General features: G+C 60.4%; 13 protein-coding genes. 7 read left to right on the forward strand and 6 right to left on the reverse strand.

Annotated elements, in window-relative coordinates:
- Positions 1-33: 33 nt before the first annotated feature.
- Entirely contained in the window at positions 34-693 is a 660-nt protein-coding gene (locus ACQKPC_RS02825; protein WP_427623038.1) for a methyltransferase family protein, read from the reverse strand.
- A gap of 239 nt (positions 694-932) precedes the next feature.
- On the opposite strand from ACQKPC_RS02825, the gene ACQKPC_RS02830 reads away from it, so the two are divergent.
- Positions 933-1865 carry a pyridoxal-phosphate dependent enzyme gene (locus tag ACQKPC_RS02830; RefSeq protein ID WP_427623039.1) on the forward strand — a complete coding sequence of 311 codons (933 nt, stop codon included), beginning with the start codon at positions 933-935 and terminating at the stop codon, positions 1863-1865.
- A 65-nt stretch (positions 1866-1930) separates the two neighbouring features.
- On the opposite strand, the gene ACQKPC_RS02835 is transcribed toward ACQKPC_RS02830, so the two are convergent.
- Positions 1931-2227, reverse strand: coding sequence for a DUF2388 domain-containing protein (locus ACQKPC_RS02835; protein WP_008012177.1), 297 nt, complete (start codon positions 2225-2227; stop codon positions 1931-1933).
- A gap of 277 nt (positions 2228-2504) precedes the next feature.
- Here ACQKPC_RS02835 and ACQKPC_RS02840 point away from each other — a divergent pair, with 277 nt between their 5' ends.
- Together ACQKPC_RS02840 and ACQKPC_RS02845 are read left to right on the forward strand one after the other, a co-directional pair.
- Positions 2505-3623 (forward strand): NAD(P)/FAD-dependent oxidoreductase, encoded by a 1119-nt coding sequence (locus tag ACQKPC_RS02840; protein ID WP_427623040.1) that lies wholly within the window; start codon positions 2505-2507, stop codon positions 3621-3623.
- 224 nt (positions 3624-3847) lie between these two features.
- Positions 3848-4354, forward strand: a complete 507-nt coding sequence (locus ACQKPC_RS02845; RefSeq protein ID WP_008070680.1) for a DinB family protein — start codon at positions 3848-3850, stop codon at positions 4352-4354.
- 196 nt (positions 4355-4550) lie between these two features.
- On the opposite strand, the gene ACQKPC_RS02850 is transcribed toward ACQKPC_RS02845, so the two are convergent.
- Together ACQKPC_RS02850 and ACQKPC_RS02855 are read right to left on the reverse strand one after the other, a co-directional pair.
- Positions 4551-5945, reverse strand: coding sequence for a sensor histidine kinase (locus ACQKPC_RS02850; protein WP_427623041.1), 1395 nt, complete (start codon positions 5943-5945; stop codon positions 4551-4553).
- Positions 5923-6606 (reverse strand): response regulator transcription factor, encoded by a 684-nt coding sequence (locus ACQKPC_RS02855; RefSeq protein ID WP_048397077.1) that lies wholly within the window; start codon positions 6604-6606, stop codon positions 5923-5925. Before ACQKPC_RS02855 ends, ACQKPC_RS02850 begins: the two co-directional genes overlap by 23 nt.
- Positions 6607-6767: 161 nt before the next feature.
- Here ACQKPC_RS02855 and ACQKPC_RS02860 point away from each other — a divergent pair, with 161 nt between their 5' ends.
- From ACQKPC_RS02860 to ACQKPC_RS02870, 3 genes are all read left to right on the forward strand, one after another.
- Positions 6768-7091, forward strand: coding sequence for a hypothetical protein (locus ACQKPC_RS02860; protein WP_123360836.1), 324 nt, complete (start codon positions 6768-6770; stop codon positions 7089-7091).
- Between the two features lie 182 nt (positions 7092-7273).
- Positions 7274-8221 carry a hypothetical protein gene (locus tag ACQKPC_RS02865; RefSeq protein WP_427623042.1) on the forward strand — a complete coding sequence of 316 codons (948 nt, stop codon included), beginning with the start codon at positions 7274-7276 and terminating at the stop codon, positions 8219-8221.
- Between the two features lie 232 nt (positions 8222-8453).
- Complete coding sequence (locus ACQKPC_RS02870; RefSeq protein WP_427623043.1) at positions 8454-8993, forward strand: hypothetical protein; 540 nt, start codon at positions 8454-8456, stop codon at positions 8991-8993.
- A 228-nt stretch (positions 8994-9221) separates the two neighbouring features.
- On the opposite strand, the gene ACQKPC_RS02875 is transcribed toward ACQKPC_RS02870, so the two are convergent.
- Both ACQKPC_RS02875 and ACQKPC_RS02880 read right to left on the reverse strand, forming a co-directional pair.
- Positions 9222-9833 carry a glutathione S-transferase gene (locus ACQKPC_RS02875; protein ID WP_427623044.1) on the reverse strand — a complete coding sequence of 204 codons (612 nt, stop codon included), beginning with the start codon at positions 9831-9833 and terminating at the stop codon, positions 9222-9224.
- Positions 9834-9933: 100 nt separating this feature from the next.
- A complete protein-coding gene (locus ACQKPC_RS02880) occupies positions 9934-10854 on the reverse strand; it encodes a MurR/RpiR family transcriptional regulator (RefSeq protein ID WP_007907898.1) in 921 nt (306 codons plus the stop codon).
- 311 nt (positions 10855-11165) lie between these two features.
- On the opposite strand from ACQKPC_RS02880, the gene ACQKPC_RS02885 reads away from it, so the two are divergent.
- On the forward strand, positions 11166-13103 hold the full coding sequence (locus ACQKPC_RS02885) for a bifunctional 5-dehydro-2-deoxygluconokinase/5-dehydro-2-deoxyphosphogluconate aldolase (RefSeq protein WP_427623045.1): 1938 nt from the start codon (positions 11166-11168) through the stop codon (positions 13101-13103).
- Positions 13104-13168: the final 65 nt, after the last annotated feature.

Raw genomic sequence — 13168 nt, forward strand, 5'->3', positions numbered from 1 at the left:
GCAAGCCCGCTCCCACAGTAGATTGTGGTGGGTTCAGTAAATCCCCGGAATCAATCGCCAGCTACGGGCGCAGTAAGCCTCGTATTCACTGCCAAACTGCGCGCGTAACAGCGCTTCTTCGGAGCGAATGCGGGCAATCAGCGGGATCAACATCAGCGCCACCAGCAGCAACCCGACCCCGGAGCGAAAGGCCAGCGCCCAGCCCACGCCATTGATCAGCAGCCCCAAATAACTGGGGTTGCGCAAGGTCCGATAAATCCCGTCGGTGACCAGCCGGTGCCCCGGCTGAATCGCCACCAGACCGCTGAAGCGTTTGCCCAATACAAACACCGGCCACATCCGCAGTGCGCCGCCGCCGATGAACAACAGCGCGCCCAGCCAGCGCACGCCCTCGCCACCGAAGGTCCAGAAGTCGATCCGGTCGGTATAGGCTGGCAGGTACCCACTCAACAGCCCAAGTACCCCGAAAACCGGCAATACCCAGCGATTGGCCCGGTCTTCACGTTCGCCGGAGCTCAGGTTGCCCTCGCTGAACAAAGACACGATCGCCATCACCAGGGTTGCAAGCGCAATGACCACCAGCGGCGGGTGCGAGAAAAAAGCTGCCAACCCGCCCAGCCCGACTACCGCCAGAGCGAGGTAGGCAAGGGTGCTGACGAGGGCGAAAAACGCGAGTTTGGCCGAGATTTTCATGACTGACTTCGCAAAGGACATGTAGGAGCTGCAGAAGGCTGCGATCTTTTGACCCTATCAATATCGCTCAAAAATCAAAAGATCGCAGCCTGCGGCAGCTCCTGCGCGGGGCAGCGCGTTATCGCCAGGACGATAGCCGCGGGGCTGGGTGAACTAAGCTTGGATAAGGATGATTCTATCTATTCACTCCCGGCGCATTGGACATCTCGTTGAGTCGGGAGCGTCACAAGGAGCACACGATGCTTCACATCAGAACGCCCCTGATTCTGCACCCAGGCCTGTCAACCCCGACCCGGCGAATCTGGCTCAAGCTGGAAAACCTGCAACCCAGCGGCTCGTTCAAACTGCGCGGCATGGGCCTGCTGTGCAGTCAGGCAGCGGAGCAGGGCAAGCACAAAGTGGTCTGTCCTTCCGGGGGGAATGCCGGGTTGGCCACCGCTGTGGCCGCTGCCAGCCTGGGGCTGAAAGCCTGCATCGTGGTGCCGAATACCACCCCGGAAACCACCCGCGCCAGGATCAGGAAAACCGGTGCCGAGGTGATCGTTCATGGCAAGGTCTGGGACGAAGCCAATCAACGGGCGAAAGAACTCGCAAAGGGCGCGGACACCGAATACGTGCCAGCCTTCGATCATCCAGTGTTGTGGGAAGGGCACAGCACGATGATCGATGAAATTCTCGAGGACTGTCCTCAGGTCGATGTGTTGGTGACGTCGGTGGGCGGCGGAGGGTTGCTGGCGGGCCTGCTCACTGGACTGATCCGTCATCAGCGTATGGATTGTCGAATCGTTGCTTGCGAAACCCAGGGCGCGGCGTCTTTCGCGGCCGCCATCAGTGCCGGCCACCCGGTCAGATTGCCGCGCATCGATACCGTCGCCACCTCACTTGGCGCGGCGCAGGTGGCGGCCTGGCCGGTGCAACACATCCTCGATTTTGCGCATGAGTGCGTGGTGCTCAGCGATGATGAGGCGATCATGGGCGTGGTTCGTTACGCCAACGACCTGCGTCAGTTGGTCGAGCCAGCGTGCGGCGTTTCATTGGCGGTGGCGTACCTCGACCATCCGGCGATCGCCGAGGCCCATGATGTGGTGATTGTGGTGTGCGGCGGCGTCAGCATCAGCGCGCAATTGGTCGCCGGCTGGGCACGCCTGTCCGCTGGGGCGCAAGCAACCTAGGGCCCGAACACTATCCAGTGTTGCGAGCCCCACGGCTGATTTTTGCAGGTTTCAGCGACTGGATCTTATTGAGCGAGGATTGCTTTGGCCAAGTCCTCGTCGCTTGCCTTGAGGTCGGGATGATTCTGTCGAATTTCCTTCAGCACCGACTCCAGATAAACGCCGCGAATCGTACCGCCACTCGCCACGAAGCTAGAGGCATCATCCCGTGCGGGAATCACGATTTTGTCATCCTTGAACGTCGAGTACAGCGATGCGGAGACCCCGGCCGAAGTGGCGACATCTTTTGCATCTACATCGGCCATGGCCGAACCAACGGGCAAACAAAGCACTAGTGAAGATATGAGCAACAGACGGCGCATGACGGCGTCCTCCGAAAGCGGAAAGGAAGTAACACATAATTTAGGATGCCTGACGGTGCTCAGGAGTTCCCTGCCGATTCGATATAGGCACAGGTGAGCGCTCAGAACCGCACGGTTGCGCCATCGTCAGCCACTGATCACGCAGCCGGATCGTGGTATCTGACGAACACCCGACCCTGTATGTAACCCGTGACGGGATCTTCATGGGCATGCTGGCGATAATCTCCAGCGTGGTCGATTATCGAGGCGAGGGCTGGCTTGAATGAATGGAGGGCAGGTGAGCGTCGATATCGAATGCGTGGTGGTCGGGGCCGGTGTGGTCGGGCTGGCGGTGGCCAGGGCTTTGGCGCGGATCGGGCGAGAAGTGATTCTGGTCGAGGCTGGCGAGGGGATTGGCGTGGGCATCAGCTCGCGCAATTCGGAAGTGATCCACGCCGGTATCTATTACCCGAGCGGCAGTCTCAAGGCGCAATTGTGCGTGGAGGGCAGGCAACGGCTGTACGCCTTCTGCGATGAACGCGGCGTCGATTACCGGCGTATCGGCAAGCTGATCGTGGCCACCGATGAACGTCAGCGCCATGCCTTGCAGGCGTTGCTGGAGCAGGGCCGGCGCAACGGTGTCGATGACCTGCAATGGCTGGATACCGGGCAGGCGCGGGCGCTTGAACCGGCGTTGTCCTGCGTTGCCGCGCTCTGGTCGCCGTCCACCGGCATCGTCGATTCCCATGCCCTGATGCTGGCGCTTCAGGCAGATGCTGAAGCGTGCGGTACTTCGATAGCCTTTCACACGCCATTGGAATCGGCCCGTTGCACCGGGCACGGTTTCGAGTTGCACATGGGTGGAGCTCAGCCGATGACGTTGAGCTGTCGTCAGTTGATCAACTGCGCGGGATTGTCCGCGCCTGACGTGGCGAGCCGGATCGAAGGCTTGCCAGCGCAGCACGTTCCCAAGGCCTGGCTGTGCAAGGGCAGTTACTTCAGTTTCAGCGGCCGGGCGCCGTTCCGGCATCTGGTTTACCCGGCACCGGAAAGCGCCGGGCTGGGCGTGCACATGACCCTGGACCTGGGCGGTCAGGCGCGTTTCGGGCCGGATGTTGAATGGGTCGAGCAAGTCGATTACCGCGTCGATCCCCGCCGTAGCGAAGGTTTCTATCAGGCGATCCGGCGTTACTGGCCGGCATTGCCCGATAACAGCCTGCAACCGGCCTACAGCGGGATTCGCCCGAAGATCAGCGGGCCGAGCGAACCGGCCGCAGACTTCATCATCAGCGGCCCGGATGTGCATGGCGTGCCGGGGTTGGTCAACCTGTTCGGCATCGAATCACCGGGGCTGACCAGTTGCCTGGCGCTGGCCGACCGGGTGGTAAAAATACTAGCCGCTCCGCATTCCTCGTAGCAGCTGGCGCAGCCTGCGTTCGGCTGCGAAGCAGTCGTGAATTCAGGCACTGCGGTCTATCAGGTAAACCGCATGGGCAGGTTTTACGACTGCTGCGCAGCCGAACGCAGGCTTCGCCAGCTGCTACACAGGTCGTCGTGAAGGTGCCGGTTATCAGTGTCTGCGATGCCATTCACCGCGAGGGCTATTCTTGGCAATGCGCCCATCCTCATGGGAGACCTCTGATGATCAACGTACGCACTGCCCGCATGCTCGCCGATTACAGGCACTGGGCCGATCAGCGACTCTTTGACAGCCTCATGGCGCTGCCACCGGAAGAGCTCAACCGCAAACGGGTGTCGGTGTTCAACAACATCATCGGCACCTTGAACCATATCTACGTGGTGGACTGCATCTGGCAAGCCCACCTGGAGGGCCGAGGGCACGACTTCAAAACCTCACATGACCTGCTCCATACCGAACTCCCCGAGCTGCGAATGGCGCAACAGGAGATCGATCAATGGTTCTGTGGATGGAGTGCGGCCCAGACCGACGATTCGCTGGATCAACCCATCGAATTCACCTCCGTCGCGGGGGAAAGCGGGGTCATGAGCGCCGGCGCGATGCTGTTGCATGTGGTCAACCACGCCAGTTATCACCGAGGCTGGGTGGTCCAGATGTACGTCGAGATTCCGGCCCTGCCGCCGATCACTGATCTGCCGGTGTTTCTGCGCGAGGTTCCGGGGTATTGAATCGAGTTTCCCGGCCCAAGCAAATCCCCTGTGGGAGCGACCTGTGGCGAGGGGGCTTGCCCCCGTTGGGCTGCGAAGCAGCCCCAAAATCTCTGATGTACCAAAGATCTTGTGAGTGCTGCGCACTCAAACGGGGGCAAGCCCCCTCGCCACAAGCCCGCTCCCACAGGTTATGTGTCAGTTCAGGAGATTTGGGTCAGGCCTGAGGAATCAGACTCTGCCGGCAATCAAGCACCAACAACGCACCACCCAGTTCGCTGCTGCCCACTTCCAGCGTAAACCCATGCAGGCTGACGATGGCCGCGACGATCGACAGGCCCAGCCCGAATCCGCTTTGCGGGTTACCGCCCTCGGCGCGATAGAAGCGCTGAAACACCGCCTCACGTTCGGCCAGCGCAATGCCGGGGCCGGAGTCGAGTACTTCGATTCGTGTATGCCCGGCGTCATTCACCCCACGCAAAATCACCTTGCCACCCGGCGGCGTGAACTTGATCGAGTTGCTCAGCAAATTCGCCGCGGCTTCGAACAGCAGCGCCCGGTCGCCGTTGAGCTTGGGCAGGGACTCAGGCAGTTGCAGTTCAAAGGTCAGTTCGCCTTCTTCGGCCAGCGGCAGATAAAAGTCATGCAACTCTTGCAGCAACGGCACCGGGTCCAGTTGCACGAAACCCGAACGGCGCTGGCGATCCTCCAGCTCGGAAATCCGCAACAGCCCACGAAAACGCGCCATCAAGGTATCGGCTTCGCCGAGCACCGAATCCAGTTGCACGGCCAGCGTCGAACCGTCATCGGCCTGCTGCTGAATCCGGTACAGCTGCGCCCGCAGGCGCGTCAGCGGTGTGCGCAGGTCATGGGCGATGTTGTCGCACACGCCCTTGACCTCGTTCATCAAGCGCTCGATGCGTTCAAGCATGGCGTTGACGATGGCGGCGAGCATGTCCAGTTCGTCACGGCGGTTGGACAGCGGCAGGCGCCGGGTCAAGTCACCGGCGACGATGGCTTCGGCGCTGGCCTGGATCGCCCGGATCCGCCGCAGCGGGCGTCGTCTCAATAAGTGCCAGCCGGCGATGCCGGGCAGAATGGTCAGCGACACGCCCCACAGCAGCGCATGCAGGATGATCCGGGTCACGGCAAACAACGAACCGTTGTCCCGCACCAGTACCAGCCAGCGTCCGTCCAGGGTTCGGGTTGCCGTGGCATCGCAACTGTCGGCGGGCAGGGTCGGGTCGTCGGCGTCGACGCAATCGCTGAGGATGTGAATTTTGCCGTCCAGCGGCAGGCCTTGGGGGATCTGGCGCAAGGGCCCGCTGAGGTGGCGCCGCTGGTCATCGAACAGGCCATAGGCATCGATGCCACGAACATCGAAGGTCACGCTGGCGGCGAGGGCGTCCTCCAGTTGCGCGCCCTGGAATCGGGAAAACAGATGCTGACGTTGCATCAACGAATGCTTGGCCAGGGTGTCCAGGTAGCTGGACACCTCGTAGTACATGACCCCCATGAGAATCCCGCTCCAGGCCACGAACAGCGAACTGTAGAGCGCCAGCAAGCGGCTGCTGGAGGAACGCCAGCCTTTAGAGGGGTTCAGCAATGACATAACCCGAGCCTCGCACGGTCCGAATCAGTGGGACTTTGCCGGGCGGGTCGATCTTTTTGCGCAGACGGCCGATGTGCACGTCGATCAGGTTGGTGCCGGGGTCGAAGTGATAACCCCAGACCTCTTCGAAAATCATCATCCGCGACAGAATCTGCCCGGTGTTGCGCATCAGAAATTCCAGCAACTTGTATTCGGTGGGCAGCAGCGTCAGCAACTGGCTGTCGCGGCTGGCCTCGTGGCTGATCAGGTTCAGCTCCAGATCCGCCACGCGCAATGTGGTGGCCTGGGCGGTCACGGTGTTCTGCCGGCGCAGCAAGACTTCGACCCGGGCGGCCATTTCATCGGTGGCGAACGGTTTGGTCAGGTAATCGTCGCCCCCGGCGCGCAAGCCGCGAACCCGTTCATCGACATCGGAGAGGGCGCTGATCATCAGGATCGGCGTGGCCACGCCCATGGTGCGCAGGGTGGTGACAATCGCCAGCCCATCGAGCTCCGGCAGCATGCGGTCGAGGGTGATCAGGTCGTAGTCGCCGCTGACCGCGCGCGCAAGCCCCTCGCGGCCATTGTCGACCCAATCCACGTCGAGGCCGTGGCTACTCAGTTCGGCGACGATTTCCCGGGCGGTCACAGCGTCGTCTTCGATGGTCAAGATGCGGGTCATAGGGCTTGCCTGATAATCGGTTCAATACGAAGTGGGGCTCATTTTGCCAAGAATTACGCGCGGCTTTTTAAATTAACTTTCATGTTGCTTCGTGAGCCGGGCTGGAACATTGATATCATCCGGCCATAACTCTAAAGGGAAGCTGCACTGTGCGCACTTTAATGGTTCGTGGCTGGATGCCGATGTTTTTGCTGTTGTTGTGCATGTTCGGCTCATCTGCCTGGGCTGCCAACACGCCATGTTCGGGGAAGAAGGGCGGCATCGATCGTTGCGACGGCGATCTGTTCCTGTGCAATGACGGCTCCATCAGTGGTTCGAAGAAAAGTTGCTCGGCGATGTTTGGCAGTAAAGACCAAGCACGTCCGCAGACGCTGTTGCAGGATTCCGATGGCTGCGCCTGCGGCACCGGTACCTTCTGCACCGGGCCAAGAGGCGGGGTGTATTGCCTGACACCCAGCGGCAACAAGAGCTACAAGCGCAAGTAATTCGTTTAGCGCAATGCATAAAACCCGCCGATATGGCCGGCTCCTTGCAAACTGCATGACCCTGAGAAGTTCATTGTTTTCAACTCATTGAAATAGAAAGATTTATCTAAGTAGTGCGACTGGCACGTTGACTGCAATTGCTCGTTTGACGAGTTGTAACACCTGCCTGGAGCACTACAACAATGAACAGATCCTCTGATGGTTTTTATCCTGTCGCAGATGAGTTCAGCACGCTCTCGGGCGTGTCCTGGGCCGCTATCTTCGCCGGGGCCGCGGCGGCTGCGGCGTTGTCGCTGATTCTCGTACTGCTTGGTTTTGGCCTGGGTTTTTCGGCGGTTTCGCCGTGGGCCCATGAAGGCGTCAGCGCCAAGGGCCTGGGTATCTCGACGATTATCTGGCTGGCCTTTACTCAGATCGTGGCGTCTGGGCTCGGCGGCTACATCGCCGGTCGCCTGCGGGTGAGGTGGGCCTACCTGCACGGCGATGAGGTCTACTTCCGTGACACCGCCCATGGCTTCCTGGCCTGGTGTATCGCGACGCTGGTGACCGCGACCCTGGTGGTCGGTTCGGTCAGCAACATCGTCAGCGGCGGCGTGCAGGCCGGGGCAACGGTCGCCGGCGGTGCCGCCAGCGCCATGACCCAGGCTGCCGGTAGCGCGGTCGGTAATACCGACAATGATCCGTACGGTTACTTCATCGACAGCCTGTTTCGTGATGATCGACCCGTCGCTGTCAGCGAGGACGCCGTCAATGGCACCGTCACCCGGATCTTCGCGCGCAGCCTGCGTAACGACGGTCAACTGGCGCCCGAGGATCGGACCTACCTGGCACAACTGGTCGCCCAGCGGACCAACCTCACTCAAGCGGACGCCGAACGTCGTGTCGATGAAGTCTATGCCCGCACCCAAAAAGCCGTCGCCGACGCCAAACTGGCCGCGCAACAAGCGGCTGATACCGCGGCCAAAGCCGCAGCGTTGACGGCGTTGTGGATGTTCGTCGCGCTACTGGCCGGTGCATTTTTTGCCAGCCTCGCCGCGATCTTCGGCGGTCGTCGTCGGGATGCCGTGGAGTACCTGGAAACCGATGCCTACGTGACCACCACAACCACGACGCTGCCACCTGTTCGCTAACCCGGGAGAACCCTCATGCGCTCTATATTGCTGTTCCTTCTTGGTGTACCGATCCCGATCATCATTCTGATTGCGTTGCTGACGTGAGCCCTTTGAGACGCTTGCCTGCGCCGCTTCTATCTCCGGTAGAAGCGGCGTTTTGCTTTTCGGATGCCCAAGCAGCGAGAATCGCCCCAGCAGGAGCTCATCCGCTCCCACTTTTAATGTTGTGTTGCCTGACAGGAGAAATACCTTGGACAAAAAGGAAAGCAAACGGCAACTGGTGACGATGCTCGAAAGCGGGCGTTCGAGGACCGAAATTTTCAAGACGCTGTCCGGCGGGGAGGTCAAGGATCGGGTGCTGGCGTACTGGATCGGTGCCTATGCGGACCCTGCGCTGTGTCAGCGGCACTCCGGCAAGATCAAGACATTACTGTTTCTGACGATTGCTCAAGCGTTGCTCGGTGCAGTCTTCGGGTTCTTCCTCGGCTCGATGATCGGGCCAGGTGCCGCTGTGTTTTTCACCCTGTTTGCCGCAGGGGTGCCGCTGCTGTTCGCCTGGGGTTTTTACAGGAACGTTGCGCAGGCCTACACCATTTACGTGATCCTGTCCCTGAGCCAGTTTCCACGCATGTTTCAAGGGTTTGAGGAAGATCCGTTGCTGACGCTCGTCGGTGCCGGGATCACCCTGGGCATGGTGTTTTTTGTCGCTTACCTCAAAACGCTGTTGTTCCCGGACTTGGGATTCCTCGGCTCGAAGAAGGTCAAAGGACGCTACGTGTTTTCCAGCTGAAGATCGGTGCCGAGCGCGGCAGAAATGGAATGCTTGAGGACGCCTTCGCGGGCAAGTCGGATCGCCGCACCGCTCGCTCCTACAGGTAGCCCGCATGATCGGCGATGACCTGTGATGATCGTTCCCACGCTCCGCGTGGGAATGCCGCCCCGGACGCTCCGCGTCCGATATGACGCAGAGCGTCATTGGATGCATTCCCACGCAGAGCATGGGAACGATCGTTGTGGCTCAGTTAATCGGCGTACCGACAAACACCTCAAGCCCCTCGGCATAAGCCGTGAACGCGCTGATCCGCGCAAACCGCGCGGCTTCCACCTGATCCGGCACCACCAGGTTGGTAAAACTCCAGGCCACCGCCAGGCTAATCCCGTCCTGCGCAATCGAACCGTCGGTCTTCAGTGGCTGTTTTTCCAGCTCCCGCTCCAGCGCCGAATACGCCGCGGCCAATTGCCCTTCGACTCGTTCCACCCAAGGCGCGTACTGAATTTCCGCTGGCCGCAGGTTACGTTCGTAATAAAGCTGCACCGACTTCTCACATGCTGCCAACGCCAGGCCGATCAGCCGTAGCGAGCGCAAGCGTTGCTCCGGATCGTTGGGTATCAGGCTTTTACCCGGCGCGGCCAGAGCTTCCAGGTAGTCGATGATCAGCGTCGAATCCATCAACACCTCGCCGTCATCCAGCACCAGGGTCGGCGCTTTCACCACCGGGTTGATTTGCTGGAACTGCGCGAAGTTTCTGAACACCGAAACCGACTCGTGCTCCAGCGGTATGCCCAGGCATTTGGCGGAAATGGCGACGCGCCGCACGTAGGGCGAATCCAGCATGCCGATCAGTTTCATTAAGCCTCTCCTCGACGGTCCTTGGGGTGGACAACCTTAGCTGAGGTTCAGCAACCTGCAAACGGCCTCGCGCTTATCCTCGGAGGCTAATCCTCAAAGGCTAATCCTCAAACCCCACCTGCTCATGAATCTCATCGACCTTCAATTCCAGTCGATAAGCCACGGCGATAAACAGCGCCTGGCACAGGCACAAGGTCGCGCTCAACGAACGGAAGGCAAACGAACTGCCTTCGTTGACCAACAGCACCGTGTTGGCGCGCTTGGCCAAAGGTGAAAGGTTGCTGTCGGTGATGATCAGGGTTTTCGCCTGATGGTGCTGGGCAATACGCAGGCAGTGCTGGGTTTCCTTGCCGTAGGGCGTAAAGCTGATGGCGATCACCAGGTCATTGGCGCGCACGCTGCGCATCTGCTCGCGGTAACTGCCGCCCAGACCCGACACCAAGTGGATGCGCTTGTTGGTGTGTTGCAGGTTGTAGACCAGGTAGTCGGCCACCGCGAACGAGCGGCGCACCCCGACCACGTAGATGTTGTCGGCATTCACCACCAGGTCCACGGCCTTGTCGAAGGCCTGGTCATCGAGTTCCAGCCCCAGCCGTTCGATGCCCGACAGGGTGGCGTTGATGCATTCGCGCGCCAGGTCGCCGCCGCTGGCCTTCTGCGACTTGTTGGCGATCATGCTGCGAATACGCTGCTGGTAATTCTGCACCGGCGTGGTCTTGTGGGTGTAGGCCTCGCGAAACAGCGCCTGCATTTCACTGAAACCGCTGAACCCGAAACGCTGGGAAAACCGCACGATGGCCGACGGGTGCACTTCGCATTCGCGGGCGATGTCGCTGATGCGGTCGACCATGATCCGGTCGCTCTGCTGGCTCATGTAGCTGGCGATGCGTTTGAGCTGGCGAGGCAGGCTTTCGTATTCATCGGTGATCAGCTGCAACAAACGCTCGGCATTGATCGGAGGGCTGGCGAGATCGCTGTCGGGCGTGCTCTCGGTCGTAGCCGGCTGATCGGTGCGGGACATAAGGAATCCTTCTGGCTTGTGCTTATAGAGACGACGGGGCGCGTCATCCCCTGACAATAGGTTGGCTGTGCGCAGTCTACAGGGTAGGCCGGAATAAAATCTTGAGCTTGCGCCCGCCTTGGGGTCTGCTGAAACGATGCACTGTGTCTGGAACGCTTGTGTAGAAGTTTATTGGAAAAAATATTCCACGTAAAAAATATTTAGAATAATTATTGATTGTTCGGTCCCGGTCGTTTTAGTCTGCATCCACCAAGAGTGTTCGGCGCCTTCATCGCCCCGAACGCAGGCTGATAAAAATAACAGGAGCCAGCATGGGCCAGACTCGTTTTGCCAGTGGGCGTCAATTGGATCTGATTTGCCTGGGGCGCCTAGGCGTCGACCTCTATGCGCAGCAAGTCGGAGCGCGGCTGGAGGATGTGAGCAGCTTCGCCAAATACCTCGGCGGTTCGTCCGCCAACATCGCCTTCGGCACCGCTCGGCTAGGTCTGAAGTCGGCGATGCTGAGCCGGGTAGGGGACGACCACATGGGTCGCTTCCTCGTTGAATCGCTGGCCCGCGAAGGCTGCGACGTCAACGGCATCAAGGTCGATCCGGAACGCCTGACCGCCATGGTCCTGCTGGGCCTCAAGGACCGCGAAACCTTTCCGCTGGTGTTCTACCGCGAAAACTGCGCCGACATGGCGTTGCGCGCCGAAGACATCAACGAAGCCTTCATTGCTTCCAGCAAAGCCCTGCTGATTACCGGCACCCATTTCTCCACCGACGGCGTCTACAAGGCGAGCATTCAGGCGCTGGACTATGCCGAGAAGCACAACGTCAAACGGGTGCTGGACATCGACTATCGCCCGGTGCTCTGGGGCCTGGCTGGCAAGGCGGACGGCGAAACCCGGTTCGTCGCCGACCAGAATGTCAGCCAGCACGTGCAGAAAATCCTCCCGCGCTTCGACCTGATCGTCGGCACTGAAGAAGAATTCCTGATTGCCGGGGGCTCCGAGGATTTGCTCACTGCATTGCAAAACGTCCGGCGCCTGAGCGCGGCGACGTTGGTGGTCAAGCTCGGCCCGCAAGGCTGCACGGTGATTCACGGAGTGATTCCGGCGCGTCTCGAAGACGGCGCGATCTATCCCGGCGTGCGCGTCGAAGTGCTGAATGTGCTGGGGGCCGGCGATGCCTTCATGTCGGGTTTCCTCAGCGGCTGGCTGGAGGACGCCAGCGACGAGCGCTGCTGCCAGTTGGCCAATGCCTGCGGTGGTCTGGTGGTGTCGCGCCACGCCTGCGCCCCGGCGATGCCGACCCGTGCCGAACTCGACTATCTATTCAACAGCCCGGTGCCAATCACCCGGCCGGATCAGGACGCCGTGTTGCAGCGCCTGCATCAGGTCAGCGTGCCGCGCAAACAGTGGAAGCAACTGTTCATCTTCGCTTTCGATCATCGCGGGCAATTGGTGGAGCTGGCCCACAAGGGCGGACGCGACCTGAGCAGCATTGGCGAACTCAAACAACTCTTTATCAAAGCCGTGGAACGGGTCGAAGCGGATTTGCGTGAGCAGGGCGTCGACGCCGACGTCGGCTTGCTGGCCGATCAACGTTTCGGTCAGGACTCGCTGAATGCTGCCACCGGTCGCGGCTGGTGGGTGGCACGGCCGGTGGAGGTGCAGGGCTCGCGGCCATTGGCGTTTGAGCACGGTCGCTCGATCGGCAGCAACCTGATCGCTTGGCCACAAGAGCAGATCATCAAATGCCTGGTGCAATTCCACCCCGACGACGAGCCACTGCTGCGTCTGGAGCAGGAAGCGCAGATCAAGGGTTTGTATCAGGCCTCGCAGGTCAGCGGTCATGAACTGCTGCTGGAGATTATTCCGCCCAAGGATCACCCATCACAGCATCCGGACGTGTTGTATCGCGCGCTGAAACGCCTCTACAACCTGGGTATCTACCCGGCGTGGTGGAAGATCGAAGCGCAAAGCGCCGAGGAATGGAAACAACTCGACGAGCTGATTCAGGAACGCGATCCGTATTGCCGTGGCGTGGTGCTGCTGGGCTTGAATGCACCGGCGGCAGCGTTGGCCGAAGGGTTTCAGCAGGCCAGCCAGAGCCAGACCTGTCGTGGTTTCGCCGTAGGCCGGACGATTTTCCAGGAGCCGAGCCGCGCGTGGATGGCCGGTGAAATCGACGACGAAACGCTGATCCGCCAGGTGCAGGGCACGTTCGTCGAATTGATCGAGGCCTGGCGCACGGCCCGGGCCTGAACAAATTAGCTGATTGATGGGGCTTTTGTGGCGAGGGAGCTTGCTCCCGCTGGACTGCGAAGCAG

The sequence above is a fragment of the Pseudomonas sp. NPDC089918 genome (genome assembly GCF_050280605.1).
In the GTDB taxonomy this organism is placed as follows: Bacteria; Pseudomonadota; Gammaproteobacteria; order Pseudomonadales; family Pseudomonadaceae; genus Aquipseudomonas.

Coding starts and splice junctions, on each gene's coding strand:
- ACQKPC_RS02875 (WP_427623044.1), bottom strand. CDS start 9,833: ATGAAACTGATCGGCATGCTGGATTCGCCCTACGTGCGGCGCGTCGCC.
- ACQKPC_RS02845 (WP_008070680.1), top strand. CDS start 3,848: ATGATCAACGTACGCACTGCCCGCATGCTCGCCGATTACAGGCACTGG.
- ACQKPC_RS02835 (WP_008012177.1), bottom strand. CDS start 2,227: ATGCGCCGTCTGTTGCTCATATCTTCACTAGTGCTTTGTTTGCCCGTT.
- ACQKPC_RS02880 (WP_007907898.1), bottom strand. CDS start 10,854: ATGTCCCGCACCGATCAGCCGGCTACGACCGAGAGCACGCCCGACAGC.
- ACQKPC_RS02860 (WP_123360836.1), top strand. CDS start 6,768: ATGGTTCGTGGCTGGATGCCGATGTTTTTGCTGTTGTTGTGCATGTTC.
- ACQKPC_RS02850 (WP_427623041.1), bottom strand. CDS start 5,945: ATGTCATTGCTGAACCCCTCTAAAGGCTGGCGTTCCTCCAGCAGCCGC.
- ACQKPC_RS02825 (WP_427623038.1), bottom strand. CDS start 693: ATGAAAATCTCGGCCAAACTCGCGTTTTTCGCCCTCGTCAGCACCCTT.
- ACQKPC_RS02885 (WP_427623045.1), top strand. CDS start 11,166: ATGGGCCAGACTCGTTTTGCCAGTGGGCGTCAATTGGATCTGATTTGC.
- ACQKPC_RS02865 (WP_427623042.1), top strand. CDS start 7,274: ATGAACAGATCCTCTGATGGTTTTTATCCTGTCGCAGATGAGTTCAGC.
- ACQKPC_RS02830 (WP_427623039.1), top strand. CDS start 933: ATGCTTCACATCAGAACGCCCCTGATTCTGCACCCAGGCCTGTCAACC.
- ACQKPC_RS02855 (WP_048397077.1), bottom strand. CDS start 6,606: ATGACCCGCATCTTGACCATCGAAGACGACGCTGTGACCGCCCGGGAA.